Source organism: Candidatus Poribacteria bacterium (assembly GCA_026706025.1).
Lineage (GTDB): Bacteria > Poribacteria > WGA-4E > WGA-4E > WGA-3G > WGA-3G.
The window spans coordinates 51,306-72,826 of sequence record JAPOZO010000024.1; the positions used below are offsets into that span (position 1 = coordinate 51,306).

The 21,521-nt window shown below is 46.0% G+C and carries 21 protein-coding genes and 2 tRNA genes; 4 read left to right on the forward strand and 19 right to left on the reverse strand.

The annotated features are described in order from the left end of the window. Positions 1-5: 5 nt before the first annotated feature. From OXH00_05195 to OXH00_05280, 18 genes are all read right to left on the reverse strand, one after another. A complete protein-coding gene (locus OXH00_05195; protein MCY3740396.1) occupies positions 6-2,069 on the reverse strand; it encodes a thioredoxin domain-containing protein in 2,064 nt (687 codons plus the stop codon). 98 nt (positions 2,070-2,167) lie between these two features. After that, a tRNA-Glu gene (locus OXH00_05200) sits at positions 2,168-2,239 on the reverse strand. 45 nt (positions 2,240-2,284) lie between these two features. Then, positions 2,285-2,719, reverse strand: coding sequence for a DUF1801 domain-containing protein (locus OXH00_05205; GenBank protein MCY3740397.1), 435 nt, complete (start codon positions 2,717-2,719; stop codon positions 2,285-2,287). Positions 2,720-2,762: 43 nt separating this feature from the next. Then, a tRNA-Gln gene (locus OXH00_05210) sits at positions 2,763-2,833 on the reverse strand. Between the two features lie 32 nt (positions 2,834-2,865). Next, positions 2,866-3,471, reverse strand: coding sequence for a hypothetical protein (locus OXH00_05215; protein ID MCY3740398.1), 606 nt, complete (start codon positions 3,469-3,471; stop codon positions 2,866-2,868). A gap of 215 nt (positions 3,472-3,686) precedes the next feature. Next, entirely contained in the window at positions 3,687-5,177 is a 1,491-nt protein-coding gene (locus OXH00_05220; protein ID MCY3740399.1) for an NADH-quinone oxidoreductase subunit N, read from the reverse strand. Positions 5,178-5,197: 20 nt separating this feature from the next. After that, positions 5,198-6,727, reverse strand: coding sequence for an NADH-quinone oxidoreductase subunit M (locus OXH00_05225; GenBank protein ID MCY3740400.1), 1,530 nt, complete (start codon positions 6,725-6,727; stop codon positions 5,198-5,200). A 36-nt stretch (positions 6,728-6,763) separates the two neighbouring features. Beyond that, complete coding sequence (locus tag OXH00_05230; protein ID MCY3740401.1) at positions 6,764-8,998, reverse strand: NADH-quinone oxidoreductase subunit L; 2,235 nt, start codon at positions 8,996-8,998, stop codon at positions 6,764-6,766. Between the two features lie 167 nt (positions 8,999-9,165). Then, on the reverse strand, positions 9,166-9,474 hold the full coding sequence (gene nuoK, locus OXH00_05235; GenBank protein MCY3740402.1) for an NADH-quinone oxidoreductase subunit NuoK: 309 nt from the start codon (positions 9,472-9,474) through the stop codon (positions 9,166-9,168). A gap of 2 nt (positions 9,475-9,476) precedes the next feature. Next, entirely contained in the window at positions 9,477-9,995 is a 519-nt protein-coding gene (locus OXH00_05240) for an NADH-quinone oxidoreductase subunit J (protein ID MCY3740403.1), read from the reverse strand. Between the two features lie 110 nt (positions 9,996-10,105). Continuing rightward, positions 10,106-10,825 (reverse strand): 4Fe-4S binding protein, encoded by a 720-nt coding sequence (locus tag OXH00_05245; GenBank protein MCY3740404.1) that lies wholly within the window; start codon positions 10,823-10,825, stop codon positions 10,106-10,108. Between the two features lie 26 nt (positions 10,826-10,851). Then, positions 10,852-12,120: an NADH-quinone oxidoreductase subunit NuoH gene (nuoH, locus tag OXH00_05250; GenBank protein MCY3740405.1), complete on the reverse strand. Its 1,269-nt coding sequence runs from the start codon at positions 12,118-12,120 to the stop codon at positions 10,852-10,854. Positions 12,121-12,129: 9 nt separating this feature from the next. Further along, a complete protein-coding gene (locus OXH00_05255) occupies positions 12,130-12,438 on the reverse strand; it encodes a hypothetical protein (GenBank protein MCY3740406.1) in 309 nt (102 codons plus the stop codon). A 24-nt stretch (positions 12,439-12,462) separates the two neighbouring features. Then, positions 12,463-13,668, reverse strand: coding sequence for an NADH-quinone oxidoreductase subunit D (locus OXH00_05260; GenBank protein MCY3740407.1), 1,206 nt, complete (start codon positions 13,666-13,668; stop codon positions 12,463-12,465). Positions 13,669-13,991: 323 nt separating this feature from the next. Next, positions 13,992-14,477: an NADH-quinone oxidoreductase subunit C gene (locus OXH00_05265; protein ID MCY3740408.1), complete on the reverse strand. Its 486-nt coding sequence runs from the start codon at positions 14,475-14,477 to the stop codon at positions 13,992-13,994. A gap of 92 nt (positions 14,478-14,569) precedes the next feature. Further along, complete coding sequence (locus OXH00_05270; protein MCY3740409.1) at positions 14,570-15,181, reverse strand: NADH-quinone oxidoreductase subunit B; 612 nt, start codon at positions 15,179-15,181, stop codon at positions 14,570-14,572. Then, entirely contained in the window at positions 15,171-15,581 is a 411-nt protein-coding gene (locus OXH00_05275; protein ID MCY3740410.1) for an NADH-quinone oxidoreductase subunit A, read from the reverse strand. Before OXH00_05275 ends, OXH00_05270 begins: the two co-directional genes overlap by 11 nt. Positions 15,582-15,766: 185 nt before the next feature. Then, complete coding sequence (locus OXH00_05280) at positions 15,767-16,747, reverse strand: hypothetical protein (protein MCY3740411.1); 981 nt, start codon at positions 16,745-16,747, stop codon at positions 15,767-15,769. A 289-nt stretch (positions 16,748-17,036) separates the two neighbouring features. Here OXH00_05280 and OXH00_05285 point away from each other — a divergent pair, with 289 nt between their 5' ends. Continuing rightward, a complete protein-coding gene (locus OXH00_05285; protein ID MCY3740412.1) occupies positions 17,037-17,918 on the forward strand; it encodes an IS1595 family transposase in 882 nt (293 codons plus the stop codon). Positions 17,919-18,143: 225 nt separating this feature from the next. Here the strand turns inward: OXH00_05285 and OXH00_05290 are convergent, their stop codons facing one another. After that, a complete protein-coding gene (locus OXH00_05290) occupies positions 18,144-18,563 on the reverse strand; it encodes a hypothetical protein (GenBank protein ID MCY3740413.1) in 420 nt (139 codons plus the stop codon). An 846-nt stretch (positions 18,564-19,409) separates the two neighbouring features. Here OXH00_05290 and OXH00_05295 point away from each other — a divergent pair. The 3 genes from OXH00_05295 to OXH00_05305 all read left to right on the forward strand — a co-directional run bounded on the left by OXH00_05295 (position 19,410) and on the right by OXH00_05305 (position 21,380). Beyond that, positions 19,410-20,399, forward strand: a complete 990-nt coding sequence (locus OXH00_05295) for a hypothetical protein (GenBank protein ID MCY3740414.1) — start codon at positions 19,410-19,412, stop codon at positions 20,397-20,399. A gap of 35 nt (positions 20,400-20,434) precedes the next feature. Next, the gene (locus tag OXH00_05300; protein MCY3740415.1) at positions 20,435-20,962 is read left to right on the forward strand and encodes a hypothetical protein; all 528 of its coding nucleotides are present in this window, start codon (positions 20,435-20,437) and stop codon (positions 20,960-20,962) included. Positions 20,963-21,116: 154 nt separating this feature from the next. After that, entirely contained in the window at positions 21,117-21,380 is a 264-nt protein-coding gene (locus tag OXH00_05305) for a hypothetical protein (protein ID MCY3740416.1), read from the forward strand. Positions 21,381-21,521: the final 141 nt, after the last annotated feature.

Below are 21,521 nucleotides of genomic sequence, written 5' to 3' on the forward strand. Positions count from 1 at the left end.
TCCTTTTATCTTAGCAGCTCCACGAATGCCTCAACATTTGTTGTGGGGGCTTGGCAGGCGTAGTTTTCGCAGACGTATGCTGTTGCGGTGTCATCAACTTGGGTTTTGCCGGTGAGAAGGGGTAACGTCTGTCCGTCTGGTGATTCACTTGAGGCGACGATTTTATTGGGTTGATACGTGCCGTGTAATACTGCTAACATTGCCTCTGTTTTTGCATCGCCTTTTTCACCGACAATCGCGATCTCTTTTGGTGTTGATAGTAGGAACGCTAACTCACAAAGCAGCTGCCCTGACCCTGTTGGCATCCCTTCCATCTGGTGGAAGTAGAGTTTCAAGGTTGCAACGGCTTTATCGTGGAATTCGGGGTTGTCGAGGTGTTTGGCGAGTCGTAAGAGGCTATGGATCGCCATGGATGCACCGGAAGGTGTGGCACCGTCGTAAGCGGATTTGGATTGGACGATCAATGTTTCGTGTGCTTTACCGGTGAAGAAGAATCCGTCGCCTGCGTCATCTCCGAATTGGTCAATCATGATCTGTGCGAGACGTTCTGCCTCCGTGAGCCAGCGCGGTTCAAAACTGGCTTCGTAGAGTGCGACTAATCCGGCGATGAAATAGGCGTAATCCTCAAGATAGGCGTTGAGATGGCTTTTACCCGCACGGTAGGTACGCAAGAGGAGTCCGTTGTCTTGGGATAGTGTCGTCAAGACGAATTCTGCGGACTTTTCACACGCCTCAAGGTATTCAGGTTTCCCAGTAAGTTGATACCCCATCGCCATGCCGCGGATCATGATGCCGTTCCAACTCGTCAGGATTTTATCGTCAAGTCCGGGTTTAATCCGCTTTTCCCTCGCTTCAAAGAGTTTCTGCTTGCTGTTTGTAAGGAGAGTCTCCAGTTCTCCGGGATCCATTTGCAGCTTTCGAGCAAAGATGTCCGGTGGCACTTGGACGTGGAGGATGTTTTCCCCTTCAAAGTTACCTTGTGGCGTGATGTCGTAATACTCACAGAAGATTTCGGCATTCTCCTCGCCGATGGCATCTTCGACATCGTTCGGTTCCCAGACGAAGAATTTGCCTTCTACGCCTTCACTATCTGCGTCCTGTGTGGAATAGAAACCGCCGTTCTCTGCGTCGTACATCTCGCGGAGGACGTAATCGAGCGTCTCAACGGCTATATCCCGATAGAACGGTTTTTGCGTGGCTTGATACGCCTCGAAATAGGCGACGACGAGCTGCGCGTTGTCATATAACATCTTCTCGAAGTGTGGGACAAGCCAGTGTGCATCAGTGGAGTACCGATGGAAACCGCCGCCGAGTTGGTCGTACAGACCGCCACGTGCCATTTTTTCTAAGGTGAGTTCCACCATCTCTAAGGCGTTAGCGTTGCCGCTATGATGCCAATAGCGCAAGAGGAAGGGTAATCCCATACTCGGTGGAAATTTGGGAGCGTTGCCGAATCCGCCGTGTTGGGCATCGAATTGCGAGCGGTATTGTTGGAACGCGTGCGTCATCAGTTCTTCCGTGAGTTCGCGTTCATGTGGATCGACGACATTGCTCATCTGATTGAGTTGTATCGTGAGTTGATCTGCCTGTTGCAGTACCTGTACTTTCTTATCATTAAATGCCTCTGCTACAGCTTCCATCACCTTTGGGAATCCGGGTCTGCCGTACCGATCAGTGGGTGGATAATAGGTGCCGCCGTAGAAGGGTTTGAGATCCGGTGTGAGGAAAACGGTCATGGGCCATCCGCCTTGACGTGTCATGACTTGGACGGCATTCATGTAGATTTCGTCTAAGTCGGGACGTTCTTCTCGGTCAACTTTGATGTTGATGAAGAGTTCGTTCATGACAGCGGCGATTTCCTCGTTTTCAAAGGATTCGCGCTCCATGACGTGGCACCAGTGGCATGCGGAGTAGCCAATACTCAGGAGAATAGGCTTCTGCTCTTGTTTGGCGCGCGCTATTGCTTCTTCGCCCCACGGATACCAGTCAACGGGGTTGTGTGCGTGCTGGAGTAAGTAGGGGCTTGTTTCATGGATAAGGCGGTTGGTGTGTGCGGGGGTATCGTGCATTCGTGTTTCTCCAATGTATAGGATTCTATATCGGAAGCATTCGCGCGCTTAAGACAATAGGCGGGTTGTATGCACGCCCGCCCTTACCAGTGAAGAGATACCGCTACGGGGATTCGAACCCCGGTTTGATGGCTGAGAACCATCCGTCCTAACCCCTAGACGATAGCGGCTTATATATTGGAAATTCTTACAGAGACAGTTCTGCTGCTTGATGTTCACGATTCAGTTTCATCTGTTATTCTGCCAGCGTGTTCGATCATCTCACTTAATACATCAAGATTCACGTTCGACAGATTGTGGAAACTGATGCTACTTTTCCCAGTCTTGACTTTACCAAGCCGGGGTCCGTAAATCTCAGCGAGATACTTTTTCCCTTCGACAGCGTTGACATACAGACTGAAGTAATTTTTCTGCCGTGTCAACCCAGCGGTGAACCATTCGACTTGCTTCTTATCAGAACGCTGGTAGGAATAATTACCGTAACCGATGATCTGCTGTTCGCTACCACCCCAGAAAACACCTTCCCACATACAGGAATCACGACCCGGTAACGCTGTCTGAATCAGTGTATGAAGTTCCTCTAAAACTGCGCGAATATCTGGGTCTTGGCTCGCTATATAATGATCAGGTGAAGATTCTACCCGTTCCACTGTGTCTCCTGTTCGGTTGCAGAAAGACCTTTTAACAAAATGACTGCCCGGGAAGGACTCGAACCTTCACTACATGGTCCAGAGCCATGCGTCCTACCATTAGACGACCGGGCATTAATACAAAGTATGGTAGCCGTGTGCTATTCTTAGGCACTTTGGTTTACCATACCGGAGAGGATACCAAGAATTTTATCGCTTTGCTGGATTGGATAGATTGCAATATCGATCTGTAAATTCTTTTCCTCCAATTTGAGGAACTGCCAATCGACTCCTGTTGTCGTGGCACCATATACGCACGGGATATCGTTCCCTTTTTCCTGATTGAAACGTTGTGCGGCGATCATTTCGGCAACACATTGCCCGAGTCCAAGCTTCATATCCGTATTTTTTGCTTCAACAAGGGCGATGACAGGTTCTTCCAAAAAAAGTTGTCCCGGTGACAGGCTGATTAAAAAATCGCAAACGCCTGTTAAATCATTTTCAAAATCAACATTAAAGTCGATTCCCGAAAAAAAACTGATCCGATAATCGAACTTTTCACAGAGTTCAACAAGGATATCAGCGACAATAAGTTCAGAACGTGCCTTCTCAGTCCCGATTGCGGCCGCCAAGGGCACCTTTTTCGCTAGCCCTGTTGTGAGATAATCACTCGGGGTAATTGGTTCTATTTCAGAAAAGAGGCCTATGGATTCAGTCTTCTCCAATTCAAATTTTGTTACGACTGATTCCAAGGTGAAATTGCTATAACTCATTATGGCAAAATCCTCAATTCGCGCTTGCAACTAATGCGTATTGTCCACTTTTAAGTATACCTTAAGTGCGTTGCGTTGTCAACTTTTTTTGAGAGTTCGCAATATCGCGAGCGACAAGAAACACCCCAAGCAAAAACACTCGCTCCTACAGCAGCAAGATAGACACATCCATCAAGTAAATATGTAAAACTAAATGCCTATAGAGAGTTGACAGTCTACTGCATTGGCATCACAGAGACTGAGATATTGGAGAAAGTATAGAAGATATTCAGGAATCCGATAAAAATCGTTGGGATAACGAATACGCTCAGCAATGCAAAGGTGCCGGTAGAGAAGGAGACGCGATCGGTTTCCTCGCCTGCCTCTTCAAAAAACATCGCTTTCACAATACGCGCATAGTAGTAGAGCGAAACGACACTATTTAGTAAACCGACAAGTGCGAGCCAATAATATCCCTGTTCAAGGACGGCGGTGAAGAGGATCCATTTTCCGAAGAACCCAGCGACTGGCGGAATCCCGGCCAGAGAGACGAGGAAAATAACCATTGCCCAAGCAACTAAGGGGGCGCGTGAGGAGAGTCCACGGTAACCTTCAACCATTTCACTACCCACCTCATTCGCGATGAGGACAACAACATAAAATGCCCCCAGGTTCATAAAGAGGTAGACGACAAGGTAGAAGAGAATCGCCCCGACCCCTTCGGCGGAGAGCAGAACGCCGCCCATCAAGAGGTAACCACCGTGTGCGATGCTTGAATACGCCAATAGACGTTTCACATTTTGTTGGGGAAGGGCTGCGAGATTTCCAACAGTCATCGTCAATGCGGAGACTATTGCCAGCATAAAGGGCCAATCAACTGCTTGCATCAGTTCGGTGCTGCCGAACCCGGCATAGAAGAACCGGATGAACAGTGCAAACCCTGCGGATTTTGAAGCCACGGACAAAAAGGCGGTTATCGGGATAGGGGCACCTTCGTAGACATCGGGAGACCACATATGAAATGGCACGGAGGCTATCTTATAGCCAACACCTGCGAGGACAAAAGTTATTGCAATCAATACAGCAAGGGGGGCTACTTCTCCAGAGGCAAGGAGTTCCGTAAGTTGTCCGCTAATTTGTGCCAGGTCCCCTGTACCTGTCATCCCAAACAAGAGAGAAAGCCCGAAAAGCATTGTTCCAGATGCAACTGCACCATACGTGATGTATTTGAACGCCGCTTCACTTGAACGGGGGCTATGCGTCAAGAACCCAGCGAGAATATAAGAGGTAAGGCTTACCGTCTCCAGCGAGATGAATATCATCAACAGATTCGTTGACGATGCCATGAGGAACATACCGAGGGTGATGGCTAACAAAAGTGCGTAGTATTCACCTTTCAAGCGTGCGTCGAGTTCCTCAGAACGGAGGGAGAAGAGGATCGTTGCAGTGGTCGCAAGTAGGAGCAGAATCTTGAAAAAGGTGGAAAATACATCAAGTCGGATCATCCCCAAAAAGAGGGAAACAGGACCTTCATCACCGAATGAGAAGTGTGTGAAAAGGACAGCGGCAAATGTACAAAGACACCCAACAAGGGAGAGGTGTGCAACAGCGACACTTTCCCTGTTTTTCACAACGAGGTCAAGGATAATAACGGCAGCAGCAAAAATTACAAGTAGGATTTCCGGGCTGAAATAGAGGAGGCTTTCAATGTTGCTTAAGGGTTGCATACTTTCTTTACTCGAACCTCCTATATCGCGTTCAGGACATCTATGAGATTGGTAACCGATTCTCTGAACATGTCAATGGCGAAGTTGGGCCAGACACCGAGCACGATCGTTAAGATTCCGAGAGGTACAAGTGTCAGAATTTCACGTCCGTTGATTTCTGGGAGTTCTTCGTATTTGGGATTGAGTGTTCCTAAGAAGACGCGTTGAAGTGTCCAGAGGAAATATGCAGCGCCGACAACAATGCCGATTGTGGATAAGATGGTCAAGAATTTGAATTTGTCGTAGGCACCGAGTAAGGAGAGTGCCTCTCCGACGAATCCGCTCAAGCCGGGTAATCCCAAAGAAGCCATGAAAGCGAGCGTTGTGATGCCAGTATAGATGGGCATTCTGGTTCCCAAACCACCAAACCCTTCGATTTCACGGTGGTGTGCCCTGTCGTAGAGAACGCCGACGAGTAGGAAGAGCATTGCACTGATGACACCGTGGTTGAACATCTGGAGGATCGCGCCAGTGATACCGCTATCGTTTCGAGCAGCAAGCCCCAAGATAACGAAACCCATGTGTCCGATACTGGAATACGCGACGAGTTTCTTAAAGTCGGTTTGTGCCAGTGCGCAGAAGGAACCGTAGACGATGTTAATGAACCCAAGTAGTGCGAGACTATTACCCCAGAAACCTATCCCGTTGGTAAAATGATCTAAGCCTTGTGGGAACATTGCCATGTTCACTCGAACCAACCCGTAAGTCCCCATCTTTAGGAGGATACCTGCGAGGATAACGCTGATGGCTGTGGGGGCTTCGACGTGTGCATCGGGGAGCCATGTATGGAAGGGAAAGATGGGTACCTTAACGGCAAACCCGATAAAGAAACCGACAAATACCCACATTTGGAAGCCCGAATCGGCGAGTGCATGTCCTTGTGTGGCGGCTAAAGTAATGAGCGTAGGAATATCGAATGTTCGAGCACCTTCAGCCACTCCGTTCACAATATTACTGTTGAGATAGACCGCTATCATCGCTACTAACATCAGCACACTGCCGAAGAGAGTGTAGAGGAAAAACTTAATGGCAGCATATTCTCGGCGCGGTCCGCCCCAGACACCGATCAGGAAATACATCGGCAACAGTGTGAGTTCAAAGAAGACGTAGAACAGGAACAGGTCTAACGCAGCGAAGAAACCGAGCATCCCTGTCTCAAGCAGCAGAAACAGAGCCATATATGCCTTGATGCCTTTTTCGATGTTGCGCCACGATGCGATAACACAGATCGGACCAAGGAGTGCCGTTAGAAGCAATAACGTTACACTGAGGCCGTCAATACCGATGTGATACTGGATATTGAATGCATCAATCCAAGGAACAGGACCGTGGACATACTGTGTTCCTGCAGTTGATCGGTCATAAGATATAAATAGATATACTGCGAGTGCAAGCGGAATGAGCGTAAAAAGGAGCGTAACGCGCTTAACCAGTTCCTCCGATTCGCGCGGCAGCAGTAAAACAACAACCATCCCAAGCAACGGGATAAAAATCATTAGGGACAATAACATCTCGTGGGAATCCTCCTTCTCCCATCAAAAGGGCAGCTACAACGCCCGGAAAATTAAGATTAACAATACAATCCCAGCCAGCACAACGAAAAGATACGTTTGAATCGCGCCAGTCTGAATACGGCGGATTCTGCCGCCGACTGCCCATGTGACTTGTGCAACTCGATTGACGATACCGTCAACAACGCGGTTATCAAACGCTCCTGTGAACGCAGCAAGCAGATCTCGTGTTACGAACCCGACACCGTTGACGATGCCATCAACGACGCTTCCATCAAATTGCGCAAAAAGTCGTGCCTTCCACACCGTCAGCGCGACCAGTACGCCGTCGTAAAATTCGTCAAAGTAGTATTTATGCCAGAACAGGTTGTAGAGCGGTCGGCAAGTTGTTGCGACGGATTCAGCAGACAAGGTTCGCCTATGGTAGAACAGCCATGAGAGGAATATACCTAACCCCGCAACACAGATAGATAGCACCATCGCGATGGTATGTGCGGGACCGTGTCCGTGATGTCCGTCATCTGCGTGTGTGTCGTGCACACCTTCTTCTTCAGCAGCCATTGCTTCGGAAACACCAAAGAGTGATAAGGCGACACCTGTTCCACCTGTTTTGCTGTCAGGTGAGAGATATGCGTGTTGTGGGGTAGGCAGGTGTGGTTGTGGTGGCGGTTTAACGTAGGCTTCGTTAAACCAGAGTATATTGACGACAGGCAGACTCAGGAATGCTAGAATGAGAAGCGGCACAGTCATTGATCTCGGAGATTCGTGTGCCATATCGTGCATCTCTTGATTGCGGGGTTCACCGAAAAAGGTCATAAAGATCAGTCTGAACATATAGAACGCCGTAATCCCTGCGGCGGAGAGTGCCATTATGAACAGGATATAGTGGTGTACGGAGCTCCATTCCATCGCTCGTCCTAACACACCGGCTAAGATGGCATCTTTACTCCAGAATCCTGAAAAGATAAACGGCACCCCGGAGATAGACAATGTTGCGATGAGCATAGTGATAAAGGTAATCGGCATTTTGTGGCGGAGTCCGCCCATGTTCCGCATATCTTGGTCCGGTGGGATCTCAGAACCGAGAACGTGTCCTGAATCAGAATCTTCACCGTGTTCATGGCCATGTGCATCGTGGTCGCTATGTTCGTGTTCATGCGCGTGGTCGTGTTCATCGTCGTGTCCATGTGCGTGCATGGCGTGAAAGGCGTGAATGACGCTTCCAGAACCGAGGAAAAGCAGTGCCTTGAAAAAGGCGTGTGTTGTCAGGTGAAAGAGTCCCGCGACATAGCTGCCTGCCCCAATTGCCAACATCATGTATCCCAATTGACTGATTGTGGAATACGCCAAGACCCGCTTGATGTCAAACCGAACGATAGCGATTGTTGCAGCGACGAGTGCTGTGATACCACCGACATAAGCGATGACCAGAGACGAGGTTTCTGTCAAAATCGGGAACATCCGAGCTGTGAGGTAGACCCCGGCGGCAACCATAGTTGCTGCGTGAATCAATGCACTGACAGGTGTGGGACCTTCCATCGCATCGGGAAGCCATGTATGGAGGGGCATCTGTGCGGATTTACCGATAGCACCACAGAAAATGAGAACGCCCGCGATGGAGAGCCATACCATATCACCGGTGTTTAGGTTAGCGGCGAGCGCAAAAATACCGTTATCTCCGTAGAGCGAGAGTGTCTTAAACTTGGTGAAGAGCATCATCATACCGACGAACATGCCGACATCACCGACGCGTGTTGTCAAAAACGCCTTTTTACACGCATTCGCGGCGGAGTCCTTTTCAAACCAGAAGCCGATGAGCAGATAGGAGCAGAGTCCGACGAGTTCCCAACCGATATAGATGCCGAGTAGGTTGTCCGACACAACCAGAAAGAGCATCGAGAAGGAGAAAAGCGATAGGTAGGCAAAAAACCGTGGATACCGTGGATCACCGTGCATATAGCCCATAGAGAAAATATGGACGAGGCTGCTGACGAGCGTCACAACAATCAGCATGATTACGGTCACGCTGTCCAAGTAGAAGCCCATAGAGAAGGTAACACCACTGAGTGAAAGCCAATCGACGGCATGTGCTTCTGGACTGGGGACGACCTCTCGTAGGAGCAGGAACGAGCAGGCGAGCGCAATGAGCATCGCTGCGGTGGACAAGTAGTCCTGCCGAGGGAAACGCCGATTCGCTAAACCCAGAAGCCCGAAAATCGCAAAAGCGGCAAGAGGGCAAAGCAAGATGATACTTATTAAAGGTACGACCATATTTTTTTATTAGTTATCAGTTATCAGTTGTCAGTTGTCAGTTAAGAGGTTTCTGATGCACTAACAACCTTTTGTAACCGTCGTTACTCAAATGAAGCGGAGGGGTTACAAGAAGATGTTGATGAATCACAGGTTTCCAGACTGAAGCGTGATAATCGAAAACTGTTTTATCCTTTCAAGGTATCCACTTCGTCTGGACGTATACTACCGAATTCACGGTAGATAGCGAGGATGATTGCTAAGAAAACAGCGGCTTCCGCTGCAGCGAGCACAATCCCAAAAATAGCGATAATCTGTCCGCTGATATCCTCTGGTGGTGTCATAAAACGCGAGAACGCGGCGAAGTTCAGATTACATGAATTAAGAATAAGTTCAATACCCATCAAAATACTGATGGCGTTGCGACGCGTCAAAACAGCGAAAATACCGAGTGTGAATAGAATCGCACTGATGACGAGATAGTGTTGTAAGGTCATTTTTAGTCCCTAACCTCCTTTCGGGAAATCAGGGCAGCTCCGATCAACGCGACTAACAGCAGCACGGAGACGACCTCAAACGGAAGAAGGAAGGGTCCATTCAGAATTAGTTCGCCGATGCGCTCGGTTGTCGGCGGAAGTTCTGTGCCATCATCGGTGAGGTTTTTCCACGCCGGTGTATTGGCAATAACAGTCAGGAGGAGCGTAAGGAGTGCCAGCGCAACAATACCGCCAAGCAGGATCTGCCCGCGCTCAATATGGATGCGCATCTCCAAGCGTCCACTTGTCATCATGACACCGAATAAGATCAGGACAAGGATACCGCCGACGTAGACGATCACTTGGGTTGCGGCAAGGAAATCAGCCTGTAAGAAGACGTAAAGCCCCGCAACACCGAAGAGTGTCACCATGAGCGAAAACGCCGCGTGGACGATGTTCCGCACTGTCACGACAAGGAGTGCCGAGCCGACTGTCATAAGGGCAAAGCCGTAAAAAATAAAGTTTGTAAGTGTAAATTCCATATTTTTAACTTACCTTGCGGTTAAGGCACGTTGGTTTGGTTTATAACAGTCTTTTCGTGAACCCGCTTTCCACTTCGTTCCAAGTTACGTGTTTAGTGCTAATATATTTCTTAATCTGCGGCTTCTACGTCTTCAACGCCATCTTTACCGTACATTTCCTGCTTGTCGAAACTGAAAATGAGGTCTGACCTGTCAAATTTAGAGTACTCGATGCCTTCAAGCGTGTCTTTCATCGTAAGGCACTCTGTCGGACAGACTTCCGTGCAGAGTCCGCAATACATACAGAGGGACATGTCGATATCGAACTTGTCAAGGTAAAAAACGACAGGGTTTCGCGTAACAACCCGCGATATCTCATCGCTCGAAAAGGTCTGGGTTCGGCTATCATCCGCCGATGCTTCAAGGCGATCTATAACTTCCTGTGGACCTTGGCGAGAGGTGATATTCGTGAGGGTTATTGAATCTTCCGATTTTATCTTTTTCTCATCGCCTTCAATGATGCCGATGATTTCGCGTCCGTCTTTGAGATGAACGACGTTCATGCTATCCCAGAGTTGTTCACCTTTCGGGAGTTTAGTGGCATCAATAACGATGCAATCGACCGGACAAATCATTTCGCACTTTTTGCATCCGATACAGTCCTCAGTGCGGTTGTAAAGCTGCCCGCGATACCCCTTCGGAATCTCTCGGACGTTCTGCTTCTTTTCATAGTCGTGTTCGTACGGGTATTGATGTGTGACGTTCGGTTCAAAGAATTGCTTGATTGTCACCCGCATCCCGACGAGTACGGTGTAAACACCTCTGTAGATGTTTCGTATGTATTTCTCCATTTAGATGCTCCCTCCAGCAGTTAGCCCTAACTCGGTTGTGGTTCCGGTTTTTGTGCCATCACTCGTCCAGCAACCATGTACGCACTGATAAGTCCAATGTAGATAATTGCACAACTGATAATAATACTAACAAGCGTATCCTCTGGGAAAATGAGACCCCAAATACCGGTGCCCAAGATGTTAAAGAAGGCGATCGGGATGAAGTACTTCCAGCAGAGATTCATGAGTTGGTCTACTCGCAAGCGTGGCAATGTCCATCTCAGCCACATCATTAGGAAGACGAGAGCCAATGTTTTGATAACGAAACCGGGCATCCCGCCGAGGATGTCGAATCCGGGTAAGGCACCCTGCCAACCGCCGAGGAAAAGCGTCACAGCGATTGCGCTGACGGCGAACATATTCGCGTATTCAGCGATAAAGAAGAGTGCGAACCGCATTCCACTATATTCGGTATGAAATCCTGCGACGATTTCGGACTCGGCTTCTGGCAAATCAAAAGGTGTCCGGTTTACCTCGGCAATAGCGGAGATGAAAAAAATAAAGAATGCGATGAAGGTAAACGGTGATCGGAAGATGAGCCAACTGAAAACGCCATTAGATTGGCTTTCTACAATATCCACCATGCTCAAACTTTCCACGAGCATCACGATAGTCAGGATAGAGAGACCGAGCGGAATTTCGTAACTAACAATTTGCGCGGCGGAACGTAAAGAACCCAACAACGACCATTTGCTGTTTGATGACCAACCTGCCATAATCACGCCCATGACGATCACAGAGGAGATCGCCATGATATAAAAGATTCCGATGTTAAAATCGCTAACCAAGATGTTTTGACCGAAGGGGATAGCGGCAAAAACAGCGAAAGAACAGGCAAAAATAATGTAAGGGGCAAGCAGAAAAAGGAGTTTATCACCCTGTGGTGGTATAAAGTCCTCTTTGAAGATGAGTTTTATACCGTCGGCTAACGTTTGAAGTGTACCCCACGGTCCAACACGCATCGGACCTGTCCGGTTCTGAAAACGGGCGGCGACTTTTCGCTCGGCAAGCACCAGAACTAACGGAAGTAACGGAACAACTGCGACAAAAATGCCTGCACATGCAAACATGGCGAGAACTGTGCCTAACTCTACAGGGAAGTGTGCAGCGACTGCCTCCGGCAGTCGCGGAATTAAAACATTCTGTATAAATTCCTCTGCCCAATTGAGTTTATCTTGTAGATCTATGTTGGGCAAGAAATTCTCAGATACATTGAAATCTGGGAAACCTACAAACATCGCCCTAAAATCCGACATCCAATCTCCTTATCCGGCAAGCAAAAATTCGCCGATTTCCAATATCCAGTCTACAGTCACGATCCCCCCTGCTAATAGGAGAATCCAGCGCAAAAATCTGTTCTCAGGCAGCAGTTTCGGCAAGTGTGCAAGCACGTGTTGCCCTGGACCGGAACGGCGCACCACCCCGAATAAACACAAAGAACCGATGAAAACTAAACCAACGGTTGCAGATATCACCTCAACGTTGGTCAAAAAATTAACGATGGCACAGCCCGAAAGGGTTATAACGATAGCCCATCCTAAGACATTTACCTGTTTTTCGGTCGTAATTCTCATCGTTTATCCCTTTATTGAGTATGTTTACCGATCAACTTCTCCCATCACAATATCAATGCTTCCGATAATCGCGATAATATCCGCTACCATCAAGCCTCGACTAAGTTCTTGTAGTGCACTCAAAGCACTGAAGCAGGGTGAGCGTCCTTTGAGACGCACGGGCTTTGGCGTTCCATCACTGACGATATAGAATCCGAGTTCACCGCGCGGTGCTTCACTACGGAAATATATCTCGCCTTTTGGCGGACGGACGGCTTTCAAATCTGCCATCACGGGGCCATCAGGCAGCCCTTCCGCCAAAATCTGCCGTACGATCCGGACAGACTGTTTCATTTCGTCCATACGTATCTTGTATCGGCTCCAGCAATCACCGACAACGGCACCCAGCTCTGGAACATCCACTGCCACAGGTACGTCGAATTCAAACCTGTCGTAGATAGAATAAGGTTCATCTCGCCTGAGGTCCCAGTCCACACCGGATCCGCGGAGATTCGGACCGGTCGCACCATAGCTCAACGCCATATCAGCGGACATGATAGCGACGCCTGTCGTACGTTCCGCGAAGATACTGTTTTTCGTCAGGAGATCGTTATACTCGTCAATCAGTGGTTCGAAATAGTCTAAGAACTGTTCTATTTCATCTAAAAAATTCTGTTCATCAATAGACCCGGGTTCCATCGGGATGATTTCAGATACGCCGCCAATACGGATATAGTTATAGGTGAGGCGCGCGCCACAAACTTTCTCGAAAAGGAGGAGCAGCCGTTCTCGGTCGCGAAAGGCATATAGGAAAGGTGTGAATGCGCCGATGTCCATCCCGTATGTTCCAAAGGAGAGGAGATGGCTCGCGATACGATTTAGTTCACAAATAAGTATCCGTAGGTATTCCGCCCGTTCCGGCACCTCGAATTCCTTGCTTTCATCTGCTTCCAAGAGTTTCTCAACGGCGAGACAGAATCCCCAATTCTGGTTCATTGCCGCCACGTAGTCCATTCTATCGGTAAAAGGGATGATCTGGGGATAAGAGAGGTTTTCGGAGTGCTTCTCAAAACAGCGATGCAGATAACCGATATGCGGAATCGCTTCACGGACGACTTCACCATCGAGTCTCAATTCCAGTCGTAGTACACCGTGTGTACTTGGATGCTGAGGTCCCATGTTCACGACCATCTCATCGGCGAACGGTTTTAATTCTATAATTTTGCTTTCAGTCTGTTGTGTACTTTCCATAGTGCGGGTTCTGCAAAGCTTAAAACGAATTTAGATTTATGATCAATTCCTATCTGTTTGCCACTATATATGATACCATTTTTGTGATGTAATGTCAAATCTTAGTCCTGTTTTCTCGGAGAAAGACGGGGTCGTATTTCTATGGGAAAAATGTTACACCAGTGTAACATTGCATGTTCAGCCTTTGGGTCTACAAACCAGCGTCCTACCTAAGTTTAAAGGCGTTTTTATTCCAATGCTCGACTGAGAAAAAAAGTCAAAAGTGTAAGTTTTCGTTTTTTTTCCGACACCACATAAAACGAAAAATTCAATATCCTCGTAACCTAATATGGCACGCGCATACCGCGATAGAATTCAGGCTCCTTATAGTCTTTGCGTAAGGGGTATCCGTCCCAGTCATCCGGAAGTAAGATACGGCGAAGGTCGCTGTGTCCCTCAAAGAGAATTCCGTAGAGGTCATAAGCTTCGCGCTCGTGCCAATCTGCGGTTTTCCAGATATGGGAGACACTTGGAAGGTGCGGCTCGGTTTTCGGGACCGTCGTTTTCAGAACCACACTATGCCGATGTTTCATAGCGTAGAGATGGTATACGACAGCGAATTCTTCATCCTTGGCACTTAAATCGACCCCGCTGAGGCACATCAAAGAATCAAACGCCAGTGTGTCGGTTTCAGCGAGATATTGGCACACATCGGCAATTGCTGTGGCGGCAATTTGGATGTTCGGGTCACCAGCGAGTTCGGTATCAAAACCGAGGACGACTTCTCCGAACTGCGCCGTTAGTGCCTCATAAATTTCTTCGGGTTTCACGTAATGTCTACTCCATGGTCGCGAGTGCAACTCGCTCCTACAACAGTAGCGATGACAAATCGGTTCTACCGTTGGAGGTGTTGGTATTTTATTTAGGCAGTGGTTTCGGGGCTGTCGCCTTCTCCTTCTGCAGATAGCTCGTCTGTTTCAGTCGTAGTTTCAGTTCCTTCAAGTTCGTACCATTCTGTTTTGGTAAAGAGTCTTTTCAGGAAGGGGACATGTTCACGTTTGGCGACGGTTTGCGTTTTAATCTTCTCTTGTAGTTTGAGCAACCCTTCAATGAGTGCCTCTGGACGCGGTGGACATCCCGGTACATAAACATCAACAGGGATAATCCGATCAACGCCTTTGAGGACATGGTATCCGTGTTGCCAGTAGGGTCCGCCGCTCGTTGCACAGCTCCCCATTGAAATGACGTATTTCGGTTCCGGCATCTGTTCATAAAGCCGTCTGATACGCGTTGCCATTTTGAGTGTCACTGTGCCAGAGATTACCATCAAGTCGGACTGACGGGGTGTCGCGCGCGGCACACCTGCCCCGAAGCGGTCAAGGTCGTAGTTAGAAGCGGCAGTCGCCATAAATTCGATGGCGCAACAAGCGAGTCCAAACGTCATGGGCCAGAGTGCTGAAGAGCGTGCCCAGTTGGCGACAGCATCAACTGAGGTAACAATAACATTTTTGTCCAGTTTTTCATCAATTATCATAGTTTTCTTCCCTCCGGACGGATTGGACTTCCAGCTGCGTAGATCGGATCCATTCCAGATCACCTTTTGCCCAGACGTAAGCAAGTCCTACTAAAAGAATAACGATGAAGACAAGCATCTCCAAAAACGCAAAGAGACCGAATTTTCGGAAAACGACTGCCCACGGAAAGAGGAACACGGCTTCGACGTCAAAGATGAGAAAGATGAGCGCGATGACATAAAAACGGGTGTTAAACTTGATCCGCGTATCACCGATTGGGTCTTCGCCGCATTCATAAGGAATATACTTTTCGCCTGAGAAGAGTTTGGTATGCAGGAGGCGAGAGACTGTCAGGTTAAGAACGACAAATAGACAACCAACAATCAAGAAGATTAGTACATTTGCGAAGTTAAAAAGCATTCTGGATTATCCTTAAGAACCGAGATGTCACGAAAACTTTACTTACACGATTTCGTTCTTAAAATTATATATCATTTTGTGCTGATTTGCAAGTAAAAATTTTAGCCATCAGCAGTCGGCTATCAGCCATTAGCCATCAGGAGTCAGTTATCAGTTTCGCGAGCAAGCTGTTTCAGATTAGAATGTCAATTGGTTATTTTGACTTTTGCCCAGACCGTGGTAAGCAGCTGCGGTTTGGGAGAAACCGGCAAAGCGAACGCTGGATCGAACCAGTCAGGATAGACATTTATACCGCGGCTTGTCAGCTGCTGGCTTTGGCGACTTGCCAAATCAATTGTGAAGATTTGCCGATTTTCGCCGACTTTTTTGTGATAAGCAAGTTCGTTCCGAGATGGAGCCCATACAGCTTGCTCAGCTATCGGTTCCTTCTCAGGGACAATCTCTCGCAGACCACCACCATCGCGATTGACGGCGTAGAGGGTTCCCTCAACCGGACCGCCAGCCCCCAATCTCTCAACATGTGAAAAAACGATGGTGCCATCCGATGCCCAAGAAGGGTAGAACATCCGTAACTGTTGTTCTGGATGAAAAATCTCCTTTTCTCCTGTGCGGAGATTGTAGATGGCCATCGGCGACGGGGCTTGCCCTATAGCATGTGCGGTAGCAAAAACTATCTCTGTTCCATCAGGTGACCATGCCGGAAACCCACCTGTTCTGCCACACCATGATAGACGCTCCTCTTTTCCGTCCAATGTCGCGATATAGATTGCCCAGTCATTACCCTTGTTTCCGAGATAGGCGATCTGTTTACCGTCGGGCGACCATGCGGGTTGTTGTCTAAAGGAACCTTTTTTAAATATTTTCCTCACATTCTCACCATTTGAATCCATTAGGTATAGGTCATGTACGCCGTCTCGCTTAGATACAAAAAGTATCTGTTTTCCTGTTGGAGACCAGGCAGGCTGAAAATCAGCATCGGGGTGCTGGGTTAACCTGACTACCTGCCTACCGTCGGTATCCATCATGTAAATTTCGGCGTTGCCGTCTCGGTTAGAATTGAATATTATCTTAGGGCGTGTCGGCACCTGTGCTGAAACTTGGCAGACGCTGAAACAGAACAGAGCGAAGTTAACACAACACAAAAAGTGGAAATATGAACGTTTCATAACAGGCTCCGTTGGTATTAAGATTTAATTTCGGAATTAGTCAAATTTTACTTGCATAAAGTTGTTAAAGAAAGTGTCATAAACCCTTATGATTAGTGGGTTTTTGGTACTTTTTTCTTGCTTTAATTGCGTAAAAAATGGTATAATATTAGTAAGTTAATAGGGAGGCTGCCACCTCCCTATACAAATACAGAAAATTTGAGTTGCTATTTTTCTGTAGTAGGTACTTTGCATTATACCAAAGTTTATCAGAAATAGCAATTCTTAAATTAGATAGAGGTGCATTCTGATGAATTTGGTAGAGGTAATGGAACGATTCCCTACCCAAGAGGATTGTATTGCCCACTTAGAGCAACTCCGGTGGAATGGCACGCCTAAATGCCCACATTGCGAAAGCGAACACGTCAGACGACGCAATGAAAGTAAAATAGGGAATATCGGACGTTGGAACTGCCACGGTTGCCGATCCACCTTCAAAGTAACACACGGCACAATCTTTCAAGGCACAAAGACACCCCTTCAGAAATGGTTTCTTGCTATCTCACTCATGGCTAATGCTAAGAAAAGCCTGTCCAGTTGTCAACTCGCACGTGATTTAGGATTGCCACAAAAAACATGCTGGCGTATTATGATGGCGATACGGACAGAAATGGCGAAAGGAAACCCTATACTTGAAGGTATTGTTGAGGCTGACGAAACTTATATCGGTGGGAAACGACGCAAAGACTACGACAGAGAAGAAGGTGAACCCCGTAAGCGTGGACGTGGCACAGCGAAAGACGCTGTATTAGGGGCTGTTGCAAGAGGCGGGCAAGTCGTAGCAGAACTCGTAGAGAATGTTAAATCTGGAACAATCACAGAATTTATCAAGAAGTTTGTCAAGCCGGAAGATACTGAACTCTATACAGACCAGTTTAGAGGCTATAATGAGGTAGGTGAGACAGTAAAGAATCACGAAACCCTTAACCGTTCAGAGAAATGGGAAGCAGGAGAACTCCATACCAACACCATTGAGGGCTTCTGGTCTTTCGTTAAACGTGCATGGTATGGTTCACACCACCACTATTCAACAGGATACACCCCCTTGTATCTCGCAGAGGCGTGCTATAAGTATAACTATCGGAGTAGGGATATGTTTACCAAGTTTATCAAGGACAGTGTGAAAGTTTAAGGTGAGATAACAAAAACGCCACTGGCTTAATGGGGTACCAATGGCTTTTACATATATCTGTAAATCATTGTTTGTAGAAAAAGGCAATTATTCTTGAGGTTTACTATCAATCTTACTCGTATCAACCCCTTTTGCCTTTAGTTCATTCAAGAGTTCTTGTCTGCCTTCGGCTTTACCTTCAGCACAGAGTTTTTCTTCCCTTTGTTTTTGACGTTATAAATTTGGTCACTGGGTAGAGTGAGCTTTTTTTCTGTTCCTTTTGCTTTGTTTTTTCTCAGAAGTCTGTGACTCTTTAACTTTTGAGTGATAAAGATTGTCTATGGGTGAATTTGGTTTTTCGCCAAAACCTTCTTTTCTAAGTTCGTTGACCCTGCTATCAACTTCGGTAAGGCAATGAACTATTGCGTCTTGTCCCACCTCAAGATTGTCCAATCGCTCAAGCATTGATTCTTGTCCTGCCTTGAGTTTTTTCGATTGCTTATTAGTCTTGGTCTGTCCATTTTGAAGATGTCTTAACTTTGTGTGGACTTTCTCAAATTCGCCCCACAGCATTCTAACGTCTTCTTTTCTGTTCTTCTCGTGCTCAAGGATAAGTTCCTTTATATCTTCGTTAGTAACTTCTTCTTGGACTTTATCTTTAGCCACGCGATTTGCCTCCCTTTTATGCAATTCGCAATCTGTAATTTTGGGATTGAAAACTCTCTGAAAAAGTGCCGTGAACCCATATATTTATTGACTGTTTCCTTAGATATTTATTACGTAAAAATGATATAATAATTGAGTGCTTTGTTCACACTCCTTCCAAGAGGTGAAAAATTTTATCCGAACAAACCTCTTAAGAATTCCTTCTGCTTTTCGGAGAAATCCAAATTTTCATTCACAGTTTAACACTCCTTTCTAATATTTATTTAAAATGGAACATTTTAACGCTCAACGTACTAAACCATACCAAAAATGTGTTTTTTTGTCAAATTACAAATATTTTTCGTCAAAACTTGTATAATCTATGTATTATTATACAAGTTTTGACGAAAAATATTCAAGAAGGTTTAAAAAATCTGCCGAATTTTTATTGTTTCAGGAAGAATTATGAAAAGTTAACCAGATTTTCATTCGATAGAAGTGTAAGGTTTGTATATTTTTGTTCACAATCAGCCCACCATTAAATTGAACAGCGGACTGATTGTGTTTTATCCCGAACATTTACACAGTAGAATCGTCTTAATTTTTACTTGACAGAGGTTAACAGATATTCTACAATTATAAGTGCAGTATACTGGGGGTTTCCCCCCAGTATATATGCAGTTGGGAGACAAAGAATGGCACTCAATGTCTTCCGATATAACGAACGGTGGCAGTTAAAACACAACAGATATGGTTTTTTGCTGCCTATTTGTTATCGAAGGGCGTTTATCGCGCCCTTCCAACTGCTCTTTTAGCATAGCACATTTTCGCATGTTTTGTCAAACAAATCAGCGGAAATATGTGTTAATGTCAAAAACTGACAGAAGGAGAAGAAAATTGCGTAATTTACTATTTTTGCTTTGTCTATTATGCCTTTTTGCGGGGTGTGACAGAATTCAAACACCAACACAACAGTTGCTTTTGCACCCGCATGAAGACGAAGAACCAATGACCCACCCAGTACATTTTCAAATTCCTGTATGGCTACAAGAAACGCTGTGGGAAAACGAAGAACAGTTGATTAGAGATTTGCTAAATCTTGAGTTGAGAGATAGAGAGGAAATAGACAGACTCATAGAAGCTATACGAACCCGTAGAGAACAGTCCGAAGACTATACTGTTTTTGTGGACGTGGACGGAATGGCTCTTATCGGGACACGTTATATGTCTACTCGCATAGAAGAAATGGCAAATATCATGCTAACTATGACCCAAAAGCACCCTGAAATAAGAAAAGAACTGCACTACGATACAGGGTTCTATTTTGTGATTTTTCACCCAAGATATTATATAGTACCTCAACTTCCCGAATGGCGAAGTATAAAAGAACTGCACTACCCCGGTAACACTCTTTTTATAGTTCCAGCGGGGATATGTGATTTTAATGTGCAACATAATCTATGCATAGCACCGTCAAAAGTCTTTGATAATGAATTCAGGTCATGGGGCTTTAAGAATAGTTGGGAAGTAGCAATTCATGAATTTGGACACGCTATTGACTACGCTATTCGCAAAATAGACCCGTCTTTTGAAAAAAAGTTAAATCGGGCATACGAAAATGCAAAAGAAAAGGGGTTGTGGACTTATTACTTCCATGCTGTACCAAATTCACCAAGAGATAATCCAAAAGAGTATTGGGCGTTAGGCATAGAAGCGTGGTTTGTCGGAAAAAATGAAACCACTTTTGGCAAATTAGGAAAATCGCCTGCATTAACTAAAGGGACACTATCTGAACTTGACCCACTGCTATACGAGTTATTAGACGAGTGGCTACCATACGTTGATTTAGAACCTTAAATTCTTTTTCCCAATATATTCCTAAGGAGATTTTCATGAAAAAGTCGTTTTATTCTCTTTTAGTAGTTTTTAGCTTAATTGTTAGCGATACACATGCAAATGAGGGCGTATCACATTTATGGAATGAGTTTGAATATGTGGGTTTTCAAGGTGGAACTTATGATATAGGAGACAGAGAAGACGGTTTATTCGCTGGTCTTAATGGCTTTTATCATACATATTTAGAACATAGTCGTAGTGGCGGGGTATTCAAACACTTTAATAGTCTTGGTGTACTTGGCACACTCAATTATTATCTTGAAACCGAAGACATAGCACTATCAGGCTTTATTACTTCAGGATATTATCTGTCAGAGGACACACTCCTTCAATGGGGAGTAGGTATGACATACTCTGGTAGTTTTGGAACAAGTCTATCAGTGATAACGCATGTTGCTTATGCGTATCATGCGGATTACGCACTTGCCTTTTTTGCCCAAACCGACTATTTCCCGGAAATAGACGCAATATCTGCTCAATTCGGAGTCTCATTCGGGTTTGGCTCGCTCAAATCTTACCAGTAAAGAAGAATGTTAATAACTGAAACCAACATGCTTTCGGTATTCAGGTGATTAAAAGCGATACTGCGATACCTAAACCGGTATCGCCCTTTTTACTTGATCGTAGAGTATGGAAGTGCTATAATATTGACACTATTAGATTTGGAGGCACAAAACTGTGAATGATTTAAGTGATATTATTGAACATAGTCTACCTGAATTTTTGGGGAAAGCAAAATCATTGGAAGATAAAACGATAAAAAGAGTAGATTATGGACATGAAAAAAGGAGTAATGGTGAACGTGGTAACGAGGTTTTGATATTAGAATTCACCGATGACACAAGAGTTAGGATTAAACTGGGCTCTAATGCTATGGAGTTCAGGAATAAAAAGCTAAAACTGGAAGAACTCAAACTTGATTTCACGTTGCTGTGGGATTAGGTTAGTGTGAAAACCAATTTAATCAAATCTCATACTACTCATTCCGTCTTAAAAACCGCGATACCCGAACCGGTGTCGTGGTTTTTTCTTGTTAACAAAGCATAGAAATGCTATAATATTTCCTGTGAGAACGAACTTTAC